The sequence below is a fragment of the Streptomyces sp. NPDC037083 genome (assembly GCF_055606485.1).
This window is the reverse complement of sequence record NZ_JBVJSQ010000003.1, coordinates 608,595-630,200: the sequence shown is the minus strand read 5'-3', so window position 1 is coordinate 630,200 and position 21,606 is coordinate 608,595. Positions and strand designations below refer to the sequence as shown.

Annotated in this window: 17 protein-coding genes; 3 read left to right on the top strand and 14 right to left on the bottom strand. The window is 70.3% G+C overall.

Going from position 1 to position 21,606, the window contains the following annotated elements; all coding sequences use genetic code 11:
- Nucleotides 1-6 precede the first annotated feature (6 nt).
- The 7 genes from ACZ7DE_RS11340 to ACZ7DE_RS11310 all read right to left on the bottom strand — a co-directional run bounded on the left by ACZ7DE_RS11340 (nucleotide 7) and on the right by ACZ7DE_RS11310 (nucleotide 10,816).
- Complete coding sequence (locus ACZ7DE_RS11340; protein ID WP_470759747.1) at nucleotides 7-1,239, bottom strand: sarcosine oxidase subunit beta family protein; 1,233 nt, start codon at nucleotides 1,237-1,239, stop codon at nucleotides 7-9.
- Nucleotides 1,236-2,531, bottom strand: coding sequence for a serine hydroxymethyltransferase (glyA, locus tag ACZ7DE_RS11335; protein WP_470759745.1), 1,296 nt, complete (start codon nucleotides 2,529-2,531; stop codon nucleotides 1,236-1,238). The genes ACZ7DE_RS11340 and glyA overlap by 4 nt, the downstream gene beginning before the upstream one ends.
- A gap of 39 nt (nucleotides 2,532-2,570) precedes the next feature.
- Nucleotides 2,571-5,009 (bottom strand): GcvT family protein, encoded by a 2,439-nt coding sequence (locus tag ACZ7DE_RS11330; protein WP_470759743.1) that lies wholly within the window; start codon nucleotides 5,007-5,009, stop codon nucleotides 2,571-2,573.
- A 237-nt stretch (nucleotides 5,010-5,246) separates the two neighbouring features.
- Nucleotides 5,247-6,215, bottom strand: a complete 969-nt coding sequence (locus tag ACZ7DE_RS11325) for an ABC transporter substrate-binding protein (protein WP_470759741.1) — start codon at nucleotides 6,213-6,215, stop codon at nucleotides 5,247-5,249.
- Between the two features lie 13 nt (nucleotides 6,216-6,228).
- On the bottom strand, nucleotides 6,229-8,238 hold the full coding sequence (locus ACZ7DE_RS11320; RefSeq protein ID WP_470759739.1) for an ABC transporter permease: 2,010 nt from the start codon (nucleotides 8,236-8,238) through the stop codon (nucleotides 6,229-6,231).
- Nucleotides 8,235-9,326: a quaternary amine ABC transporter ATP-binding protein gene (locus tag ACZ7DE_RS11315; RefSeq protein ID WP_470759737.1), complete on the bottom strand. Its 1,092-nt coding sequence runs from the start codon at nucleotides 9,324-9,326 to the stop codon at nucleotides 8,235-8,237. The genes ACZ7DE_RS11320 and ACZ7DE_RS11315 overlap by 4 nt, the downstream gene beginning before the upstream one ends.
- A gap of 20 nt (nucleotides 9,327-9,346) precedes the next feature.
- Nucleotides 9,347-10,816, bottom strand: coding sequence for an aldehyde dehydrogenase family protein (locus ACZ7DE_RS11310; RefSeq protein WP_470759735.1), 1,470 nt, complete (start codon nucleotides 10,814-10,816; stop codon nucleotides 9,347-9,349).
- A gap of 217 nt (nucleotides 10,817-11,033) precedes the next feature.
- Here ACZ7DE_RS11310 and purU point away from each other — a divergent pair, with 217 nt between their 5' ends.
- Nucleotides 11,034-11,915: a formyltetrahydrofolate deformylase gene (purU, locus tag ACZ7DE_RS11305; protein ID WP_470759733.1), complete on the top strand. Its 882-nt coding sequence runs from the start codon at nucleotides 11,034-11,036 to the stop codon at nucleotides 11,913-11,915.
- 81 nt (nucleotides 11,916-11,996) lie between these two features.
- Here the strand turns inward: purU and ACZ7DE_RS11300 are convergent, their stop codons facing one another.
- Complete coding sequence (locus ACZ7DE_RS11300; RefSeq protein ID WP_470759731.1) at nucleotides 11,997-12,833, bottom strand: methylenetetrahydrofolate reductase; 837 nt, start codon at nucleotides 12,831-12,833, stop codon at nucleotides 11,997-11,999.
- Nucleotides 12,834-12,836: 3 nt separating this feature from the next.
- Entirely contained in the window at nucleotides 12,837-14,507 is a 1,671-nt protein-coding gene (gene betA / locus ACZ7DE_RS11295) for a choline dehydrogenase (protein WP_470759729.1), read from the bottom strand.
- Nucleotides 14,508-14,709: 202 nt separating this feature from the next.
- Between betA and ACZ7DE_RS11290 the strand changes: the two genes are divergently transcribed.
- Nucleotides 14,710-15,456, top strand: coding sequence for an IclR family transcriptional regulator (locus tag ACZ7DE_RS11290; protein WP_470760100.1), 747 nt, complete (start codon nucleotides 14,710-14,712; stop codon nucleotides 15,454-15,456).
- 15 nt (nucleotides 15,457-15,471) lie between these two features.
- On the opposite strand, the gene ACZ7DE_RS11285 is transcribed toward ACZ7DE_RS11290, so the two are convergent.
- From ACZ7DE_RS11285 to ACZ7DE_RS11265, 5 genes are all read right to left on the bottom strand, one after another.
- Complete coding sequence (locus ACZ7DE_RS11285; protein ID WP_470759727.1) at nucleotides 15,472-16,605, bottom strand: aromatic ring-hydroxylating oxygenase subunit alpha; 1,134 nt, start codon at nucleotides 16,603-16,605, stop codon at nucleotides 15,472-15,474.
- Between the two features lie 130 nt (nucleotides 16,606-16,735).
- Entirely contained in the window at nucleotides 16,736-17,899 is a 1,164-nt protein-coding gene (locus ACZ7DE_RS11280) for an NAD(P)/FAD-dependent oxidoreductase (RefSeq protein WP_470759725.1), read from the bottom strand.
- Nucleotides 17,896-18,258: a bifunctional 3-phenylpropionate/cinnamic acid dioxygenase ferredoxin subunit gene (locus ACZ7DE_RS11275; protein WP_470759723.1), complete on the bottom strand. Its 363-nt coding sequence runs from the start codon at nucleotides 18,256-18,258 to the stop codon at nucleotides 17,896-17,898. The genes ACZ7DE_RS11280 and ACZ7DE_RS11275 overlap by 4 nt, the downstream gene beginning before the upstream one ends.
- A 196-nt stretch (nucleotides 18,259-18,454) precedes the next feature.
- Nucleotides 18,455-19,090: an MBL fold metallo-hydrolase gene (locus tag ACZ7DE_RS11270; protein ID WP_470759721.1), complete on the bottom strand. Its 636-nt coding sequence runs from the start codon at nucleotides 19,088-19,090 to the stop codon at nucleotides 18,455-18,457.
- Nucleotides 19,087-20,172: an S-(hydroxymethyl)mycothiol dehydrogenase gene (locus tag ACZ7DE_RS11265; protein WP_470759719.1), complete on the bottom strand. Its 1,086-nt coding sequence runs from the start codon at nucleotides 20,170-20,172 to the stop codon at nucleotides 19,087-19,089. The genes ACZ7DE_RS11270 and ACZ7DE_RS11265 overlap by 4 nt, the downstream gene beginning before the upstream one ends.
- Before the next feature lie 306 nt (nucleotides 20,173-20,478).
- On the opposite strand from ACZ7DE_RS11265, the gene ACZ7DE_RS11260 reads away from it, so the two are divergent.
- On the top strand, nucleotides 20,479-21,588 hold the full coding sequence (locus ACZ7DE_RS11260; RefSeq protein WP_470759718.1) for a sugar ABC transporter substrate-binding protein: 1,110 nt from the start codon (nucleotides 20,479-20,481) through the stop codon (nucleotides 21,586-21,588).
- Nucleotides 21,589-21,606 lie beyond the last annotated feature (18 nt).

Here is a 21,606-nt window from a genome sequence, read left to right as displayed (position 1 = left end):
GGCTCCCTAGTGGGCCACCGCGGCCGCGCCGTGCTCGTCGACGAGCGCGCCGGTGGTGAAACGGTCGAGCGAGAAGGGGGCGTTGAGGGCGTGCGGGGTGTCGTGGGCGATCGTGTGGGCGTAGACCCAGCCGACGCCCGGGGTGGCCTTGAAACCGCCCGTGCCCCAGCCGCAGTTGAGGTAGAGGTTGTCCACCGGGGTGAGTCCGATGATCGGCGAGGCGTCGGGGCTGACGTCGACGATGCCGCCCCAGGTGCGCAGTACGTGGGCACGGGCGAAGACGGGGAAGAGCTCCAGGGCGGCCGCCATCTGCTCTTCGATGATGTGGAACGCGCCGCGCTGGGTGTAGGAGTTGTAGGCGTCGATGCCCGCGCCCATCACCAGCTCGCCCTTGTGCGCCTGGCTGACGTACACGTGGACCGCGTTGGACATCACCACGGTGGGGTGCACGGGCTCCAGCAGTTCGGAGACCAGTGCCTGCAACGGGTGGCTCTGCAGCGGGAGTTCGATGCCCGCCATGGCGGCGAGGACCGAGGTGTGGCCCGCCGAGCACAGCGCCACCCGGCCCGCGGCGATCGGGCCGAGGCTGGTACGCACCCCCACCACCCGGCCGCCGACCACGTCGAGACCCGTGACCTCGCAGTTCTGGATGATGTCGATGCCCGCCGCGTCGGCGGAGCGGGCCAGGCCCCAGGCCACGTGGTCGTGCTTGGCGATGCCGGCGCGCGGCTGGTAGGTGGCGCCGAGGACCGGATACCGCACGTCCGGGGAGATGTTGACGATGGGGCAGACTTCTTTCACCTGCTCGGCGTCGAGCCACTCGGCGTCCACGCCGTTCAGGCGGTTCGCCTCCACGCGGCGGACGCTGTCGCGGACGTCCTGGAGGCTGTGGGCGAGGTTCAGCACGCCCCGCTGGGAGAAGAGGATCGGATAGTCGAGCTCGTCGGCCAGCCCCTCCCACAGCTTGAGGGCGTGTTCGTAGATGCCGGCGCTCTCGTCCCACAGGTAGTTCGAGCGGATGATCGTGGTGTTGCGGGCCATGTTGCCGCCCGCCAGCCAGCCCTTCTCCAGCACGGCCACGTTGGTGATGCCGTGGTTCTTGGCCAGGTAGTGGGCGGTCGCGAGGCCGTGTCCGCCGCCGCCGACGATGACGACGTCGTAACTGCGCTTCGGCTCCGGGGTGCGCCACAGCCAGTCGGGGTGTTCGGGGAGCTCGGCGCCGGGGGTGCGGGGGCTCATCGGGCGTCTCCGGCTTCTGCTTCTGCCTGTGACAGGTGCGGGTAGAGCGGGTGCTTCGCGGCCAGCGCCTCCGTGCGGGCGCGCAGGGCGGCGACGTCGGGCTCCGGCTGGAGCGACAGCGCGATGACGTCGGCGACCTCGGTGAAGTCCTCCTCGGTGAAGCCCCGGGTGGCCAGGGCCGGGGTGCCGATGCGCAGGCCCGAGGTGACCATGGGCGGGCGCGGGTCGAAGGGGACGGCGTTGCGGTTGACGGTGATGCCGATCCCGTGCAGCAGGTCCTCGGCCTGCCGGCCGTCCAGCTCCGAGTGGCGCAGGTCGACCAGGACGAGGTGGACGTCCGTGCCGCCGGTCAGCACCTTCACTCCGGCCGCGGCCGCGTCGGGCCGTACGAGGCGTTCGGCGAGGATGCGGGAGCCGGCCAGCGTACGGGCCTGGCGTTCCGCGAACTCCGGTGAGGCCGCCACCTTGAACGCCACCGCCTTCGCGGCGATGACGTGCTCCAGCGGGCCGCCCTGCATGCCAGGGAACACCGCCGAGTTGATCTTCTTGGCGAGGTCGGCCTCGTTGGTGAGGACGACTCCGCCGCGCGGGCCGCCGAGCGTCTTGTGGGTCGTCGTGGTCGTGACGTGGGCGTGCGGGACGGGGTTGGGGTGCAGGCCGGCCGCGACCAGGCCCGCGAAGTGCGCCATGTCGACCATGAGCAGCGCGCCGACGTCGTCGGCGATGCGGCGGAAGGCGGCGAAGTCCAGCTGCCTCGGGTACGCCGACCAGCCCGCGATGATCATCTTGGGGCGGTGTTCCTTGGCGAGCCGCTCGACCTCGTCCATGTCGACGAGGTTGTCCGCCTCGGACACGTGGTAGGGCACGACGTTCAGCATCCTGCCGCTGTAGTTGATGCGCATGCCGTGGGTGAGGTGTCCGCCGTGCGCGAGGTCGAGGCCGAGGACCGTGTCCCCCGGCTGGAGCAGCGCGAAGAAGACGGCGGTGTTGGCCTGGGCGCCCGAGTGCGGCTGGACGTTGGCGAAGCCGGCCCCGAACAGGGCCTTCGCCCGCTCGATGGCGAGGCGTTCGGTGACGTCGACGTGTTCACAGCCGCCGTAGTAGCGACGGCCGGGGTAGCCCTCGGCGTACTTGTTGGTGAGGACCGAGCCCTGGGCCTCCAGCACGGCGGACGGCGCGAAGTTCTCGGAGGCGATCATCTCGAGGGTGGACTGCTGACGGTGCAGTTCGGCGCGGAGGGCTGCGTGGACCTCGGGGTCCAGCTCCGCCAGGGGGGTGTTCAGCGCGTTCATACGGAGTTCGCGTTCCTCTCGCGGCCTGTAGGAGAGGCCCTAGCCACGCAGACGGGACATCGTCGGGTCGAACAGGGGCTCCTCGGCCACGACCGCCTCGACGCGTCGGTCGAAATAGCCGATGTGCAGGGTGGTGCCGGGCGCGGCGAGCTCGGCCGGCAGCCAGGCGTAGGCGATGCCCTTGCCGATCGTGTAGCCGTAGGCCGCGCTGGTGACGTAGCCGACGGCGCGCTCGCCGTCGTACACGGGCTCCTTGCCCATCACCACCGACCGCGGGTCCTCGACGGTGAGGCAGGTCAGCTTGCGCCGCACGTCGGCCCTGCGGCGTTCCAGGGCCGCCTTGCCGACGAAGTCGTCCTTGTCGGGCTTGACGGCGAAGCCGACGCCCGCCTCGTAGGGGTCGTGCTCGTAGGTCATGTCGGTGCCGAAGGAGCGGTAGCCCTTCTCCAGGCGGAGGCTGTTGAAGGCGCCGCGTCCGGCGACGATGCCGCCGAGCGGCTCGGCCGCCCGCCACAGGGTGTCCCACAGTTTCCGGCCCTGGTCGGCGGTGGTGTAGAGCTCCCAGCCGAGCTCGCCGACGTAGGACAGCCGCATGGCGGTGACGGGCACCGAGCCGATGTGGGCGCGCTTGGCCCGGAAGTACTTCAGGCCCTCGTTGGAGAAGTCCTCGTCGGTCAGGGGCTGCAGGACCTTGCGGGCGAGCGGGCCCCACAGGCCGATGCAGCAGGTCCCGGGGGTGATGTCGCGGACCTGGACCGAGCCGTCGGCGGGGAGGCGGCGGGCGAACCAGTCCAGGTCCAGGTTGCCGTTGGCGCCGACCTGGAAGAGGTCGGGCCCCAGTCGGGCGACGGTGATGTCGCTGCGGATGCCTCCGTCGTCGTGGAGGAGCAGGGTGTACGTCACCGAGCCGACGGACTTGGCGACCCTGCCGGTGACCAGTCGCTCCAGGAAGGCGGCGGCGCCGGGCCCGGTGACCTCCAGCCGCTTGAGGGCCGTCATGTCGTACATCGCGACGGTCTCGCGGGTGACCTGTGCCTCGGCCGCGACGATGGGCGACCAGTAGCGTGCCGCCCAGTCGTCGGGGGTGGCGATGGAGCGGCCCTCGACGAGGGAGGCGTTGGCCTCGTACCACTGCGGGCGCTCCCAGCCGTTCGCCTCCAGGAAGAAGGCGCCGCGCTCCTGCTGGCGGTCGTGGAAGGGGCTGGTGCGGATCGGGCGCGGTTCTCCCGAGGGCTGGAGGGGGTGGAGGATGTCGTAGACCTCGACGAAGTTCTGGCAGTCGCGGGTCAGGACGTACTCCGGGGAGAGCTGGTGCGGCTCGAAGCGGTTGACGTCGCACTCGTGCAGGTCGAACGACGAGCAGAAGCCGTCGACCAGCCATTCGGCCATCGCCCGGCCGACGCCCGCGGAGTGGGTGACCCACACCGCCTCGGCGACCCAGAAGCCCTTGACGTCCGGGGACTCGCCGAGGAGGGGGAAGTTGTCGGTGGTGAAGGAGAACAGGCCGTTGATGCCCTCCTCGACCTTCGCTTCCTTCGTCGCGGGGAGCAGGGAGCGGGTCTCGGTCCAGGCGTCCTCGAAGTCCTCCTCGGTGAACTTCATGACCGACGGCATGGCCTCGGCCTCGTCCACGGAGAGGATGTCGTCGGCGGAGACCGGCATCGGCCGGTGCCCGTAGTAGCCGATGCCGATGCCGTCGAAGCGGTCGCGGTAGTAGAGGTCGGCGTCCTGGTGGCGCAGGATCGGGCGGACGGCCTCCTCGGTCTGGCCGGCCAGGGCCGGGATCGGGCCGGTCCAGGCGAGCTGGTGGGCCAGCGGGGTGAGCGGCAGGTTCATGCCGGCCATGCGGGCGATCTTCGGGCCCCAGATGCCGGCGCAGCACACGACGACGTCGGCCGCGATCTCGCCCTGGTCGGTGAGGACGCCGGTGACGCGGCCGTCGGCCTGCCGGACGTCGAGGACTTCGTGGCGGGGCAGGAAGGTCACACCGCGCTCGGTGGCCCGGCGGATCTGGGCCTCGACGGCGAGGACGGCCTTGGCGAGGCCGTCGGTGGGGACGAGGAGGCCGCCGAGGATCCTCTCCCGGTCGACGAGCGGGTGGTGCCGCACGCACTCGTCGGCGGTGAGCAGCCTCGATTCGACGCCCCAGGCGGCGATCCAGCCGTGGCGGCGGTGCAGTTCGGTGAGGCGCTCGGGGGTGGTGGCCACTTCGAGGCCGCCGACCTGGAGGAAGCAGGGCTCGCCGTCGACGTCGAGGGAGCAGAACTTCTCGACGGTGTAGCGGGCCAGCTCGGTCATGGTCTTGGAGGAGTTCGTCTGGAAGACCAGGCCCGGGGCGTGCGACGAGGATCCCCCGGTGGCGGGGAGCGGGCCCTGGTCGACCACGGTCACTTCGGTCCAGCCTCGCGCGGAGATCTCGTCGGCGAGGGCCGCTCCCACGACGCCCGCTCCGATGATCACCACTCGGGGTCCCGCCATCGCCGCACCTCCGAATCAAACCGGCTCGACCGGTTCGGTTGCTGTCTGCGCAACATGCTTCAGGTTGCGCAACTCAATGTGCCCGCCGCGGGGAGGGGGTGTCAAGAGGTCCGTGACGCCGCGGAACAGGGGGGCCGGCGGGCCCGGACACGGGCCGGAAAACGGCGATGCCCGGCGGGCGGCGCACACAGGTGTGCACCGCCCGCCGGGCGTGTTCGACCGTCTGGGAGCCGGTGTTTACTTCAGCCAGGCCTCGACCTTGTCGGGGTTGGCCTCGACCCACTTCTTGGCAGCCGCGTCGGGCGTCATCTTGTCGACCGCGATGTACTTGGCGACGGTGTTCTGGTCGTCGTTCGTCCAGTTGAAGTTCTTCACCAGGTCGTAGGCGGGACTGCCGGACTTGGCGAACTTCGCGCTGACGATCTTGTCGAGGTCGTAGACGGGATAGTCACAGGCGATCTTCGCCGCGTCGGCGTCACAACCCGTCTTGTACGCCGGGAGGTTCACCTTCACCAACGGCACCTCGGACAGGAACCACTGCGGCTCGTAGAAGTAGCCGATCACCCATTCCTTGTTCTTCTCGGCCTTGCGGTAGGCCTGGATGAGCGCGGTCTCGCTGCCCGCGTACACCACCTTGAAGTCCAGTTTCAGGTTCTTGACCAGCGCCTCGTCGTTGGTGACGTAGGACGGGTCGCCGTCCAGGAGCTGGCCCTTGCCGCCCGACTCGGAGGTCTTGAACTCGGCCGCGTACTTGTTGAGGTTCTTCCAGTCGGTGATGTCCGGGTGGGCCTTCGCCAGCCACGGCGGCACGTACCAGCCGATGACGCCCTTGTTGCCGGTCGAGCCGGCCGACACGGCGGTCTTCTGGTCGGTGATGTACTTCTTCTTCAGGTCGTCGTGGCCCCAGTTCTCCAGGACAGCGTCGACCTCGCCCGTCCCGAAGCCCTGCCAGGCGATCTCCTCCTTGAGGTCCTTCTTGGTGACCGTACAACCGAGGTCGCGCTGCGCGACGTACGCGACGACCGCCGCGTCCGCCTCGTAGCCCACCCACGGGTTGACGGCGAGGTTGAAGGCGCCGCACTTGCCGGAGCCGCTCGAACTGTCCGAACCCGAGGAACTGCTCTCGACCTTCGCCCCTCCGCACGCGGTGAGGGTGAGGCCGAGGACAGCCAGGCCGGCCGCGCCGGCTCGCCAGTGTCTTGCCATGGTGTCGTGCTCCTTAAGCGCTCGCGCGTCGCGCCGCTGCCTGAGTGATCCGGTCGAACATGACTCCGAGCAGTACGATGGCGAGCCCTGCCGCCAGCCCCTTGCCGTACAGCTCTCCCTGCGAGAACCCGGCCACGACGTCGTAGCCGAGGGCGCCGGCCCCCACCAGGCCGCCCACCACAACCATCGACAGCACGTAGATCAGGCCCTGGTTGGTGGCGAGGGTCAGGGCACCGCGTGACATCGGCAGTTGGACCTTGGTGATGATCTGCCAGGTGTTGCATCCGGCGGCGGTGGCCGCCTCGACGGTGGTCTCGGGCACGGCCCGCACACCATCCGCGATGATCTTGATGGCGACGGGCACCGCGTAGACGACCGCGGCGACGATCGCCGTGAACCGCGTCGCGCCGAACAGCGCGAGGAACGGCACGAGGTAGACGAACGGGGGCATCACCTGTGCTGCGTCCAGGCTCGGACGCAGCACCCGGTCCACGAGCGGGCTGCGCCCCATCCACACCCCGAAGGCGATGCCCAGCACCATCACCAGGACCGTCGCCACCAGGGTCGACGCCAGCGTCGTCATGGCGTCCGACCACATGCCCGTCCCGACGAGCAGCCCCGCGCACACGACCGTGGTGAGCCCGGCGCGCAGGCCGCCGACCACCACGGCGAGCCCGATCAGGACGGCGGTCACCAGCCACCAGGGCGAGTCGGTGAGCAGCGACTGGAACGGGTTGAGCAGGCCGTTGGTGAGGGCGTCGCGGAAGGCGTTGGTCAGGCCCGACAGGTTGTCCTGCGCCCAGGTCGTCGCGGTGTCGGCCGCGCGCGCGATGGAGCTGCCGACCCCGCCGTCGCCGGGGAACTCGGCCGCCCAGAGGTAGGTGTGCGACATGTGGACCAGGACCGCCGTGACGACCGCACCCGCGACCAGGAGCGGCCTTCGCCACGCGAGGAAGCGGTTCTTCGAGTGCCGGGCCGCCTCCGCACGGGCGCTGGCCGCCGTCGTGACCCGGTCCAGGACGATCGCCATGACGACGATGGCCAGGCCCGCGTTGAAGGCCGTCCCGACGTCGAGCGACTGCAGCGCCTGGACGACCGTCTTGCCGAGTCCGGGTGCGTCGATCAGGGCGGCGATGGTCACCATGGCGAGGGCGGCCATGATGGACTGGTTGACGCCCATGACGACGGTCCGCTTCGACATCGGCAGCAGGACCTTCACCAGGGCCTGCCACCGTGTCGCGCCCAGCGAGTCGGCCGCCTCGGCGGTGGTCTCCGGTACGGAGCGGATGGCGTGCGCGGTGATGCGGATCGCCGGCGGGACGGCGTAGATCACCGTGGCGATCGTCGCGGAGGCCCCGCCGATGAGGAAGAACAGGGTCAGCGGGGCCAGGTAGACGAAGGTCGGCATCGTCTGCATGAGGTCCAGCAGCGGGGTCACGATCCGGTTGAACCGGTCGGACAGCCCCGCCCACACACCCAGCGGGATCGCGAACAACAGCGCCACGAACACCGCGGAGAGGGTGAGGGCCAGGGTGTCCATGCTCTCCTGCCACAGCCCCTGCAGCCCGAAGAAGGTGAACCCGGCCACCGCCAGCAGCGCCACCCGCCAGTTCCCCACGGCCCAGGAGACATAGCCCGCGAGGCCGACCACGCCGAGCCATCCGATCTGCGGCACGGGACGGCCGGCGGAGGGCTGGGAGATCAGGTCCTGGATGAAGGTCACCAGGTTGTCGATGACCAGCCGGATCTCGTTGAAGAAGTAGAGGAAGAGCGGGTTGGAGTTGCGGTTGGCCCCGATGGAGTCGTTGACGTCGTTGAACCAGCGGTGCAGACCGGTGAGGTCCGCCGCGGCCAGGGACAGGGTCTGCTTCCCGCGCAGCAGGGCGAACAGCACCAGCCAGCCGACGAGGATCGCGGCCACGACCGCGGCCCGGCTGACCTTGCGCGCGCTCGCGACGGGTGCGGTCTTCTCCGCGACGTCCGCCGGGTCCGTCTTCTCGGGCTTCTCCATGGCGACGGTCATCGCATGTCGCCTTCCCGCCCGGCGACCACCGCGAGGATCTCCTCGTCGCCGACGATGCCGAGCAGTTCGCCGTTCTCGACGACCTTGACCGGCTTCTCGGCCGCCAGCACCGCGCGGGTCGCCTCCCGCACCACGACGTCCGGGCCGAGTTCGGGCCCGTCCAGGGCGTCGCCGTCCGTGGGCGGGCGCATGATCCACCGCAGGGTGAGGACATCGCCGCGCGGCACGTCCTTGACGAACTCGCGCACGTAGTCGTCGGCGGGGGCGCCGACCAGTTCGTCGCCGGTGCCGCACTGGACCATCTTGCCGTCGCGCATGATCAGGATGCGGTCGCCCAGCTTCAGGGCCTCGGAGAGGTCGTGGGTGATGAACACCATCGTCTTGCCGACCTCGTGGTGCAGCCGGATGACCTCGTTCTGCATGTCCCGGCGGATCAGCGGATCGAGCGCCGAGAACGGCTCGTCGAAGAAGAGCACGTCCGGGTCGCCGGCCAGGGCCCGGGCGAGGCCGACGCGCTGCTGCATGCCGCCGGAGAGCTGGTCGGGGTAGGAGTTCTCGTAGCCGGCGAGACCGACGAGTTCCACGACCTCCAGGGCGCGCCGGGTGCGCTCGGCCCTGCTCATGCCTCGGATCTCCAGGCCGAAGGCGACGTTGTCGACCACCCGGCGGTGGGGCAGCAGCCCGAAGTGCTGGAAGACCATGGAGAACTTGCGGCGGCGCAGCTCGCGCAGGCGCCTGCCGTCCGCCTCGCGGATGTCGCTGCCCTCGAAGACGACCTCACCGGAGGTGGGCTCGATCAGCCGGGTCAGACAGCGTACGAGGGTGGACTTGCCGGAGCCGGACAGGCCCATGACGACGAACACCTCGCCCGGTGAGACGTCGAAGTTCACGTCCCTCACGGCGGCGGTGCAGCCTGTGCGGTCCATCAGCTCGCGGCGGGTGAGGCCGCACAGCTCCTCGGAGCCCGGCACCCGGTCGGCCTTCGGCCCGAACACCTTCCACAGATTGCGCACGGATATGACCGGAGTGCCGTCCGAGTCCTGGGGCGTGCCGCGCCGCTGCGGCACCTCGGTCTGTGTGGGGGTCACGATCGACCTCATTTCGGCGTTCAGCCGCGGAACCAGCGCTGCGGCCGGGGTTGGATGTTCTGCCAGATGTGCTTGGGCTCTCGGTACTCGTCCAGGCCGGTCCGTCCCAGCTCCCGGCCCACGCCCGAGTGTCCGAAGCCACCCCATTCCGCCTGCGGCACATAGGGGTGGTAGTCGTTGATCCACACCGTGCCGTGGCGCAGCCGCCGGGCCACCCGCTGGGCCCTGCCCGCGTCCTGGGTCCAGACGGCTCCGGCCAGTCCGTACTCGGTGTCGTTGGCGATGCGTACGGCGTCGTCCTCGTCGGTGAAGCGTTCCACGGTGAGCACGGGTCCGAAGGACTCCTCGTGCACCACGCGCATGTCCTGGCGGCACTCGTCCAGGACGGTCGGCGGGTAGAAGTGGCCGTCCGCGAGGGCCGGGTCCGAGGGGCGTTCGCCGCCGCAGCGCAGCACCGCGCCCTCGGCCAGGCCCGCCGCGACGTACGCCTCGACCTTCTCCCGGTGCTGCGCGGAGATCAGCGCTCCGGTCTCGGCCTCGGGGTCGAAGGGGCCGCCGAGACGGATCCGCCGGGCGCGCCGCACCACCTCTTCGACGAGCCGGTCGTGCAGCGCGTCCTCGACGATCAGGCGGGCGCCCGCCGAGCAGACCTGCCCGGAATGCAGGAAGACGGCCGTGAGGGCGAAGTCCACGGCCGTCTCGAAGTCGGCGTCGGCGAAGATCACGTTGGGGTTCTTGCCGCCGAGTTCCAGTGCCACCTTCTTCACGGTCGCCGCGGCGGTGGCCATGATCCGTCTGCCGGTCTCCAGGCCGCCGGTGAAGGACACCAGGTCGACGGCGGGGTCCTCGGCGAGCGGGGCGCCCGCCTCGGGTCCGGCGCCCAGGACGAGGTTGGCGGTGCCGGCCGGCAGCCCGGCCTCCTCCAGCGCCCGCATCAGCAGGATCGAGGTGGAGGGCGTGAGCTCGCTGGGCTTGAGCACGACGGTGTTGCCGGCGAGGAGGGCCGGCGCGACCTTCCAACTGGCCTGCAGCAGAGGGTAGTTCCACGGGGTGATCAGGCCGCACACGCCGACGGGCTCGTAGACGACGCGGCTGACGGCGTCGTCGCGGCCGGTGTCGATGACGCGGCCGGCGTCGGTGCCGCCGATCCCGCCGTAGTAGCGGAAGCAGGAGACGACGTCGGCGATGTCGTACTCGCTCTCCACCAGCCGTTTGCCGGTGTCCAGCGACTCGGCCCGGGCGAATTCCTTCGCGTCGCGCTCGAGGAGGTCGGCGGTGCGCAGCAGGAGCGCGCCGCGTTCGCGCTCGGGGGTGTGCGGCCAGGCGCCCGTGTCGAAGGCCCGGCGGGCGGCGGCGATCGCCGTCTCGGTGTCGGCGCGCGTCGCCTCCGACACGGTCGCCACGAGAGTGCCGTCAGCGGGACATCGGATCTCCCGACGGCCGCCGGCCACCGGGTCCCACCATTCGCCGTCCACATACAGGTCTGCCACGCGCCTTGCCCTTCATACGAAATGCGTTGCGCATCATGCATCCAATTGCTTGTGGTGGAACACCCTGGCGAATGTCCAGACACACGTCAAGAGGTTGGCTGATGACGATTGCGCCCGGCGAGCAGTTCCCCGGCCGCCCTTGACCGCGAGCGGCCCCGAGCCGACCATGTTGCGTATCGCTCACCATGTTGTGCATTACGCACCGACGGAGGCCGACGTGTCCCCTGAGTCCCCTCGCCCGCAATACGGCCGCGAGTACGTCCTGACCCTCTCCTGTCCCGACCGGGCGGGCCTGGTCCACGCAGTGAGCGGCTTTCTCGTACGGAACTCCGGCAACATCCTGGAAAGCCAGCAGTTCGATGATCGACTCCAGGACCGTTTCTTCATGAGGGTCCACTTCGACGTTTCCGATCCCCACGCGGACCTGGAAACTCTGCGTTACCGATTCGGCCCCGTCGCCGAGGCCCACCGCATTTCCTGGACGCTGCGCGACGCGGCGACCCCGACCCGGACGCTCATCATGGTGTCGAAGTTCGGCCACTGCCTGAACGACCTGCTGTTCCGGCAGCGCACCGGGGCCCTCAACATCGAGATCCCCGCGGTCGTCTCCAACCACCGCGACTTCGAGGGGCTCGCGCAGACCTACGGCATCCCCTTCCACCACGTTCCGGTGACGCGCGACACCAAGGCCGAGGCCGAGGCGCGCCTGCTGGAGCTGGTGCGCGAGCTGGACGTCGACCTGGTGGTGCTGGCCCGCTACATGCAGATCCTCTCCGACGACCTGTGCAAGCAGCTCGAAGGCCGCGCCATCAACATCCACCACTCATTCCTCCCCAGTTTCAAGGGCGCCCGCCCCTACGAGCAGGCCTACGACCGCGGGGTGAAGCTGGTCGGCGCGACGGCGCACTATGTGACGCCCGACCTGGACGAGGGGCAGATCATCGAGCAGGACGTGGTCCGGGTGGACCACTCCCTCGACCCCGGGGAACTGGTCACGGTCGGGCGGGACGTGGAGGCGCAGGTGCTCGCCCACGCCGTGAAGTGGCACAGCGAGAGCCGCGTCATGGTGGACGGCAACCGGACGGTGGTCTTCCGCTGAGTGCGCGCATCGTATGCGGTGGGGGCAGGCCGGAATCTCCGGTCTGCCCCCACCGCATGGGCGAGTCGTATACGGCGTCCCTCAGCCCCCGAGCCGCTCCAGCACGGCCCGGCGCCAGCGCTCGGTCTCGGCGATCTGGTTGAAGGTGAACAGATGCAGGCCCGCCACTCCCGCCGAGGGGGCGGTGAGGGCCTGTCCGGTGCGGGCGAGCAGCCTCTCGGGTGAGTACCCGCCGGGCGCGGCGAAGCGCAGGAACCACGAGGGGTGGCGGGTCAGGAAGCGCGTCGACTCCCCCACGCCGATCTTCGTCGCCATCGACAGCAGCTTGGCCCGCTGCACCGGTCCCGCGACGCCCAGACGCAGGGGCAGGACGACGCCGCGACGCCGGATCCGGGCGATCCACTCCGCCAGCACGCGCGGGTCGAAGCACAGGTTGCTCACGATGTACGTGGCGTGCTCGCGCTTGTCCCACATCGCCTGGACGGTGACGTCGTCATGGATGAGCGGATGGCTCTCGGGGTAGCCGGTGACGCCGACGTGGGCGAAGGGCCTGCCCAGCTCGCCGAGTCGGCGCAGCACCGGCAGCGCCCCGTCGTAGGCGCCGGCGGGCGGGTCGGCGTCGCCCGCCGGGACGAAGACGTCGTCCACGCCGGATGCGCGCAAGCGGTCGACGACGTCCTTCAGGTGGACGTCGTCCCGCAGCAGCCGGGCGGGCACGTGCGGGACGACGCGGTAGCCGTGCGCGGCGAGCCGCCCGGTCAGGTCGAGGGTCGGCGCCAGGCCCTTGGCCGGGGACGCCGTCACGGTGACGACGACGTCGCGCGGGACGTGGGCGAGGACCTTGTCCTCGGTGGCCTTCGCGGGCAGCACCTCGTAGCGGGCGCCATCCAGCAGCGCCCGGAGTCCTGCGGCGGCCAACGTCTACCCGGCCTGTTCGTGGGCGTCGCGATGGCGGTAGTACACGGCCCTGGAGGCGGGCAGCGGCTCCTTGCCGAGGATCAGGTCGGCGGCCTTCTCCGCGATCATCATCACCGGGGCGTAGATGTTGCCGTTGGTGACGTAGGGCATGACGGAGGCGTCCACCACCCGCAGGCCCTCCACTCCGTGCACCCGCATGGTCTCCGGGTCGACGACGGACATCTCGTCGGTGCCCATCTTGCAGGTGCACGACGGGTGCAGGGCGGTCTCGCCGTCCTTGGCGACCCAGGCGAGGATCTCCTCGTCCGTCTCGACGGACGGGCCCGGCGAGATCTCGCCGCCGTTGTAAGGGGCGAGCGCGGGCTGGTTGAGGAGGTTGCGGGCCACGCGGACCGCCTCGACCCATTCGCGGCGGTCCTGTTCGGTGGAGAGGTAGTTGAAGCGCAGCGCCGGGTGTTCGCGCGGATCCCTGCTCCTGATCTTCACCGAGCCGATGGCGTCGGAGTACATGGGACCGACGTGCACCTGGTACCCATGGCCGCCGGCGGGCACGGAGCCGTCGTAGCGGACCGCGATGGGCAGGAAGTGGAACATCAGGTTGGGGTAGGCCACGTCCTCGTTGCTGCGGCAGAAGCCGCCGGCCTCGAAGTGGTTGGTGGCGGCCGGGCCCCTGCGGAAGAGCCACTGCAGTCCGATGAACGGGGCGCGCCACTTCGCCAGGTACGGCTGCATGGAGACGGGCTGCTTGCAGGCGTACTGGATGTACACCTCCAGGTGGTCCTGCATGTTCTCGCCGACGCCCGGCAGGTCGTGGACGACGTCGACGCCGAGGGCGCTCAGTTCCCGCGCGTTGCCGACCCCGGAGAGCTGCAGCAGTTGAGGCGAGTTGATCGCGCCGCCGCAGAGGACGACCTCCTTGGCGCGCACCTGCTGGAGCGCGCCCTTGCCGCGCCGGTACTCGACGCCGACGGCCTTCTTGCCCTCGAAGAGGACGCGGGTGACGAGGGCGCGCGTCCTGACCGTGAGGTTGGGACGCTTCATGGCCGGTTTGAGGTAGGCCTTGGAGGCCGACAGCCGGCGTCCTCGGTGGACGTTGCGGTCGAACCTGGCGAACCCTTCCTGCCGGTAGCCGTTGACGTCGTCGGTCGGGGCGTGGCCCGCCTCCTCTGTGGCCTTGAGGAAGGCGCCGAAGAGGGGGTTGGTGGCCGGGCCGCGTTCCAGGACGAGGGGGCCGTCATGGCCGCGGAACTCGTCGTCGGGGTCGGCCGCGAGGCAGTTCTCCATCCGGCGGAAGTACGGCAGGCAGTGCGCGTAGTCCCAGCTCTCCATGCCGGGGTCGGCCGCCCAGCGTTCGTAGTCCATGGGGTTGCCGCGCTGGAAGATCATGCCGTTGATGCTGCTGGAGCCGCCGAGCACCTTGCCGCGCGCGTGGTAGACGCGCCGGCCGCCCATGTGGGGTTCGGGCTCGGACTCGTACTTCCAGTCGTAGAACCGGCTGCCGATCGGATAGGTCAGCGCCGCGGGCATGTGGATGAAGACGTCCCACGGGTAGTCGGACCGGCCCGCCTCCAGTACCAGCACCCGGTTCGCCGGGTCCGCGGAGAGCCTGTTCGCCAGTGCGCTGCCGGCCGATCCGCCGCCGACGATGACGAAGTCGTAGTGCAGGGGAGCCATGGTGCCTCGTCTCGCTCGCGCCATAGATACGCGAGGCATGCTAATACGAGTAGCGCTATACGCACTAGGTTGCGAGGCGCGCAACTTGCTGCGCCATGATGTCGGCGCTGTTACTTGCATCGGCGTTGTTTACTGCGCGTATAGTTTCGCTGTGAGCAACCACAGCACAGACACCGAAACAACCGGTGCGCAGTCCGGCGGAGTGCAGTCGGTAGACCGTGCCATCAGCGTCCTGGAGATCCTGGCCCAGCGCGGCGAGGCGGGCGTCAGCGAGGTGGCGGCCGAGATCGACGTTCACAAGTCCACCGCGTTCCGCCTGCTGGGCGCCCTGGAGGCGCGCGGTCTGGTGGAGCAGGCGGGCGAGCGCGGCAAGTACCGGCTCGGCTTCGGCATCGTCCGCCTGGCCGGCGCGGTCACCGGACGCATCGACATCACACAGCAGGGCCGTCCGGTCTGCGAGCGTCTCGCCGAGGAGATCGGCGAGACGGTCAACATCGCCGTGATGCAGGAGCAGTACGCGATCAACCTCTACGAGGTCCGCGGTCCCGGCGCCGTCACCGCGCACAACTGGGTCGGCGAGCTGACCCCGCTGCACGCCACGTCGAGCGGCAAGATCCTGCTGGCGCACCTGCCCGCCCAGGAACGCGCCGCGCTGCTGTCCGAGGCCGGCCTGAAGAAGGTCACCCCGCACACCATCACGGCGAAGGCGAAGCTGGAGAAGAACCTCGCCGAGGCCCGCGAACGCGGCTACGCCTGGACCCTGGAGGAGCTGGAGATCGGCCTGCACGCCATGGCGGCGCCCGTCCGCAACCGGGACGGCGAGGTCATCGCCGCGCTCAGCGCCTCCGGCCCCTCGTACCGGCTCACCGAGGAGCGCCTGCACGAGCTCTCGCCGATCCTGCTCAAGGGCGCGGAGGAGATCAGCCACCGCATGGGCTTCCTGGGCTGAGCCCCGCCGGGACCGCTACGGGGTCCGCCTGCCCTCCAGCCGCTCGGTCACCCAGTCGTGGAAGGCGCCGATGTGGTGCTCGCTGGGCACGAGGACGCCTCCCTTGGCGTACATCCGCGAACCCATGCCGGGCTGCGTGCGCTCGCAGGCCTCGAAGTCCTGGCGGTTGACCCGGTCGAAGAGCTCGACCGACCGGCTGACGTCCTTGCCGCTCTCCACGACGTGCGGGAGGTAGAGCCAGTCGCACTCGACGACCGTGCGGTCCACCGCCACCGGGTACATCCGGTGGAAGATCACGTGGTCGGGCACGAGGTTGATGAAGACCTGCGGCTTGACGGTGATCGCGTAGTAGCGGCGGTCCTGGTCCTCGGACACCCCCGGGATGCGGTCCAGGCCCTCGGAGCCGTCGACGGTGAAGCCCTGGACCTCCTCGCCGAACTCGGCGCCGTGCCCGACGTAGTACTGGGCGGCGTAGCCGTCGGCGAACTCCGGGAGCACCTCGGTGAGTTCGGGGTGGATCGTCGCGCAGTGGTAGCACTCCATGAAGTTCTCGATGATGAGCTTCCAGTTCGCCGCGACGTCGTAGACGATCCGCCGGCCGACCGAGAGGTTGTCGATGTCGTAGCGGCCGATCGACTCCACGTCGCCGAGGCGGCCGACGACCTCGCCGACGACGTCCTCCTCGAAGGAGGGCGGGTTCTCCGCCAGGCAGACCCACACATATCCGAGCCATTCACGGACGGCCACGCTCACCAGGCCGTACTCGGTGCGGCCGACGTCGGGCATCTTGGTGAGGTTGGGCGCGGCGACCAGTTTGCCGTTCAGGTCGTACGTCCAGGCGTGGTAGGGGCACTGGAAGGCCCGCTTGACCTCTCCGGTCTCCTCCGTGCAGATCCTGGCGCCGCGGTGGCGGCAGACGTTGAAGTAGGCGCGGATCGAGTCGTCGCGGGCGCGGGTCACGAGGATGGACTCGCGGCCCACGTCGACGGTGCGGAACGCGCCCGGCTTCGCCAGTTCGGAGGCGCGCGCGACGCAGAACCACATGGTCTCGAATATGCGCTCCTGCTCCTGGGCGAAGACCCCCGGATCCGTGTAGGAGGAGCCGGGGAGGGTGGCGATCAGGCTGTCCGGCAGGCTGGTCGAGGTCACGGTGCACTCCTCGGGAGACGTCGTGGAGGGGTCGGTCACGCGCCGGGAAGAGCGACTCCGGACGGCGTTGTGTGTGGAGCAACGCTGCGCGTCATATGCAACCGCAGCATGAGATGCCGCGGTGGCGGTGTCAAGACGTCGCGGCGGCGATCTGCTTGCGCCAACGGGTGAAGATCCGCGGCTGGTTCATTCCGAGCACGGCGACCGGACGTCCGGCACGCCAGTAGACGGCCAGCACGTTGCGGTCGTCCTCGGCGCCTTCCTCGACCGTCACGCTGTCGGCGCCGGCGGCGTGACCGGCGAACTGGATCCGCACGCCGTACTGGTCCGACCAGAAGTACGGCGGCCTGGGCACGCCCGGTTCCAGCGCGCCCCCCGCCAGCAGTGCGGCGACGGCCGCGTCGGGGCGCTCGCGCGCGCCGGTCCAGTGTTCGACGCGGCGGTGGGCCCCCGCGCAGGGGTCGTACCAGTTGGCGCAGTCGCCGACCGCGACCACGCCGGCCAGGCTGGTGCGGCCGTCGGCACCGCACTTGACGCCGTCGGCCAGCGCGACGCCGGAGCCCGCCAGCCACGCGACGTTCGGGGACGCGCCCACCCCGACGACGACGACGTCGGCGGGAATGCTGCGGCCGTCCTCCAGCAGGACGGCGTCGACCCTGCTCTCCCCGCCGAGCCCCTTGACGCCCACGCCGCACAGCAGGCGTACGCCGTGGTCTCCGTGCAGGGCGGCGACGAGGGCGCCCATGGCCTGGCCGAGCGGTCCGGCCAGGGGTGTCGGGGCGGCCTCGACGACCGTCACGTCGAGGCCCAGGGCGCGGGCGGTGGAGGCGACCTCGGCGCCGATGAACCCGCCGCCGATCACCACGAGCCGTCCGCCGCGGGCCAGTTCGTCCCGCAGGGCGCGGGCGTCGTCCAGGGTGCGCAGGGTGTGCACTCCGGCCAGGCCCTGGGCGCCGGGCAGGGTGCGCGCGGCCGCACCGGTGGCGACGACGACGCCGTCGGCCCGGATCCGCCGTCCGTCGGCGAGCGCTATCGCGCGCTCGGTGCGGTCGAGGCCGACGGCGCGGGCGCCGAGCACCCACTGCGCCCGCAGGTCCTCGTCGTCCGTCTCCAGCGCGAGGTCCGCCTCGCCCAGGGCGCCGGCCAGGAACTCCTTGGACAACGGCGGCCTGTCGTACGGGCGGTGGGCTTCGTCGCCGACGACGACCAGCCGCCCGTCGTAGCCCTGCTTGCGCAGTGAGCGCGCCGCCGACAGGCCGGCGAGCGAGGCGCCGACCACGGCCACGGTCCTCACGCGGGTCCCCCGGCGAGTCTGGCCGTGACGCAGGGCGGCAGGTTGGGGGCCTCGGTGGACACCCGGACGTAGATCATGCCGTCCTGGACGAGGACGCCGTGCGTACGGACCGGGAGCTTCGCGGGCGGCGCGTCGACGGCGCCGGTCCGCAGGTCGAACTTCGAAGCATGCAGCGGGCATTCCACCTCGCAGCCCTCCAGCCAGCCGTCGGCGAGCGAGGCGTCCTGGTGGGTGCAGGTGTCGTCGATGGCGAAGACCTCGCCGTCATCGGTATGGAACACCGAGACCGGCGGATCGATGTCGAGCCGGAAGGCCTCACCTCGCGGGAGATCCGCGAGACGGCACGCGGGAATCATCATGACACCTCGGTGCGTATAGCGAAACGGATTGCGGTAAGCGCAACATCAGTCTGGAGGCGGCCTCGAACCCTTGTCAAGGCGTCCAAGGGCCCGCATCGCACGGCTCCGCCACCTTTCCCGAGCGCAGCTCGAAACGCCCGCACCACCTGCGGAAACAGGTGGTACGGGCGCCGCACGGGGGCCCTGGGGAAGGGGTTCAGAAACCGCGGTCGATCCACTCCGGCAGGCTCGGGGCCTCCGCGGCGATCGTGGTCGTCGCACCGTGGCCGGTATGAACGACCGTGGCGCCGGGCAGCGTCAGCAGCCGATCCCGGATCGACTCGACGATGGTCGGGAAGTGGCTGTACGACCGTCCCGTGGCCCCCGGCCCGCCCGCGAAGAGCGTGTCGCCGCTGAAGAGGGCCGTCAGGGCCGGCGCGTACAGGCAGACCGCGCCGGGGGCGTGGCCGGGCGTGTGCAGCACGGTCAGTTCGACGCCCGCGACCGTCAGCACCTGGCCGTCGGCCAGTTCGCCGTCGGGCAGGCGATCGGGATGGGTCTGCTTCCACAGCGGCAGGTCGTCGCCGTGGAGCAGGATCGGGGCTCCGGTGCGCGCGGCGAGCGCGGGTGCGGCGTCGATGTGGTCGTTGTGGGCGTGGGTGCACACGATCGCGCGCAGGGCACGCCCGCCGAGGGCTTCGGCGATCCTCTCGGCGTCGTGTGCGGCGTCGACGACCACGGCCTCGGTGTCGTCCCCGACGATCCACACGTTGTTGTCGACGTCCCAGGTGCCGCCGTCCAGCGAGAACGTCCCCGAGGTGACGAGGTGTTCGATGCGGGCGTCGCCGGTCACAGGACCACCACCGAGCGCAGGACGTCCCCCTCGTGCATCCGCTCGAAGGCCTTCTCGACCTCGTCGAGGGCGATGGTCTCGGTGACGAAGGCGTCCAGGTCGAGGCGGCCCTGCAGATACAGGTCGATGAGCATCGGGAAGTCACGGGAGGGCAGGCAGTCGCCGTACCAGGACGACTTCAGGGCCCCGCCCCGGCCGAAGACGTCGAGCAGCGGCAGTTCGAGCTTCATCTCCGGGGTCGGCACGCCCACCAGGACGACCGTGCCGGCGAGGTCGCGGGCGTAGAAGGCCTGCCGGTAGGTCTCCGGACGGCCCACCGCCTCGATCACCACGTCCGCGCCGAACCCGCCGGTCAGCTCGCGGACCGCCTCGACGACGTCGCTCTCGCGGGCGTCGACGGTGTGGGTCGCGCCCAGCTTCCTCGCGGTCCGCAGTTTGCGGTCGTCGACGTCCACGGCGATGATCTTCGCCGCGCCGGCCAGGCTCGCCCCGACCACGGCCGCGTTCCCGACGCCGCCACAGCCGATGACGGCCACGGTGTCGCCGCGCCCGACGCCGCCGGTGTTGATCGCCGCGCCGATGCCCGCCATCACGCCGCAGCCCAGCAGGCCGGCGGCGGCCGCCGACGCGGCCCGGTCGACCTTGGTGCACTGGCCGGCCGCGACCAGGGTCTTCTCGGCGAAGGCGCCGATGCCCAGCGCCGGGGTGAGTTCGGTGCCGTCGAGCAGGGTCATCTTCTGCCGGGCGTTGTGCGTCTCGAAGCAGTACCAGGGCCGGCCGCGCAGACAGGCCCGGCACCGGCCGCAGACGGCACGCCAGTTGAGGATGACGAAGTCGCCGGGCGCGACGTCGGCGACCCCCTCCCCCACCGACTCCACGACCCCCGCGGCCTCGTGGCCGAGGAGGAAGGGGAAGTCGTCGTTGATGCCGCCCTCGCGGTAGTGCAGATCGGTGTGGCAGACCCCGCAGGCCTCGACCCTCACCAGCGCCTCGCCGGGGCCGGGGTCGGGCACGACGATCGTCTCCAGGCTGACGGGGGCGCCCTTGCCCCGCGCGACGACAGCACGGACCTGGTGAGCCATGGCCACTCCTCGGCTGATACGAGATCGGGGACGGTGTTGCTCATTGCGGCACACACCTCATGTTCCGCAACACAGCATCGTGGAGCGCCGACCCCGGGTCAAGGACTCGGCATGCGCCGCCGCACCTCGACGACCGGACATGTTGAGCGGGCCTGCACGGGGCCTGGACGGGGCCCGCACGGGGCCTGCGCGGGGCTTCCTGCTGCGCAAGTCCTCCCGAAACAGAATGAAAGCGACGGCTTGGCTACGCTTGACTGCAAACACCTATTTCAGGATTAAATCTGACAATGCTCTAAGGAACCGACGATGGGTCTCGGTGTCAGCCGGCCGGCCGCGAAAGGCAGGTCCCTCGCCCGCGCGTCCATGGCGATCGCGATCACCGCCGCCCTGACCCTGGCCGGGGCCTGCACGACGGACGACGGAGGCGGTGACGACAGCCTCACCGTGGGCCTCCTGCTCCCGGGCGGCGGAGCGTCGCGCTTCGGGCAGTTCGACAAGCCCCTGATCGTGAAGAAGCTCAAGGAGATGTGCCCGAGCTGCACGGCGGCCGTCGCCGCCACCCCCGACCCGGCGGTGCAGCGACAACAACTCGAGTCCATGATCACCCGTGGTGTGGACGTCCTGATCATCGCCGCCGTCGACCCCCAGCTGCTGCGCCCCGCGGTGGAGGACGCCCATCGGGCCGGCATCCCGGTCGTCGCCTACGACCGGCTCGCACAGGGCCCGATCTCCGGATACATCACCTTCGACGGCGCGAAGGTCGGCAAGCTGCAGGGCGAAGCGCTCCTCAGGGCGATGGGCCCGAAGGCGAACGGCGGCCAGATCGTCATGATGAACGGCGCCACGACCGACCCCAACGCCGGCTGGTTCGAGCGGGGGGCACTCTCCGTCCTGGACGGCAAGGTGAAGATCGCCAAGTCCTACGACACCGTCGGCTGGCGGCCCGAGAACGCCTTCGTCGACATGCGGAGCGCCATCGCCTCCCTGGGCGCGGAAGGCATCGACGGCGTCCTGGCCGCGAACGACAGTCTCGCCGGCGCGGTGATCTCCGCGCTCAACGCCACCGAGATCAGGCCGCTGCCCCCGGTCACCGGACAGGACGCCGACCTGGTGGCCGTGCGGCGCATCGTCAAGGGCGATCAGTACATGACCGTCTACAAGCCCTTCAAGCCCGCCGCCGACGCCGCCGTCGAGATGGCCGTCGCCCTGGGGCGCGACGAGCCGGTCTCGTCCATCGCCACCGGCGCGGTCGACAACGCCACCACCAAGGACATCCCGGCGGTCCTGCTGCCGTCGGTGCCGGTGACGGCCGGTAACATCAAGGACACTCTGATAAAAGACGGTATGTACACCTACGACCAGATCTGCACTCCCGATCTCCGGTCCGCCTGCGCCAGGGCCGGACTGACCCCGTGAACGGCCGATGAGCGGCGA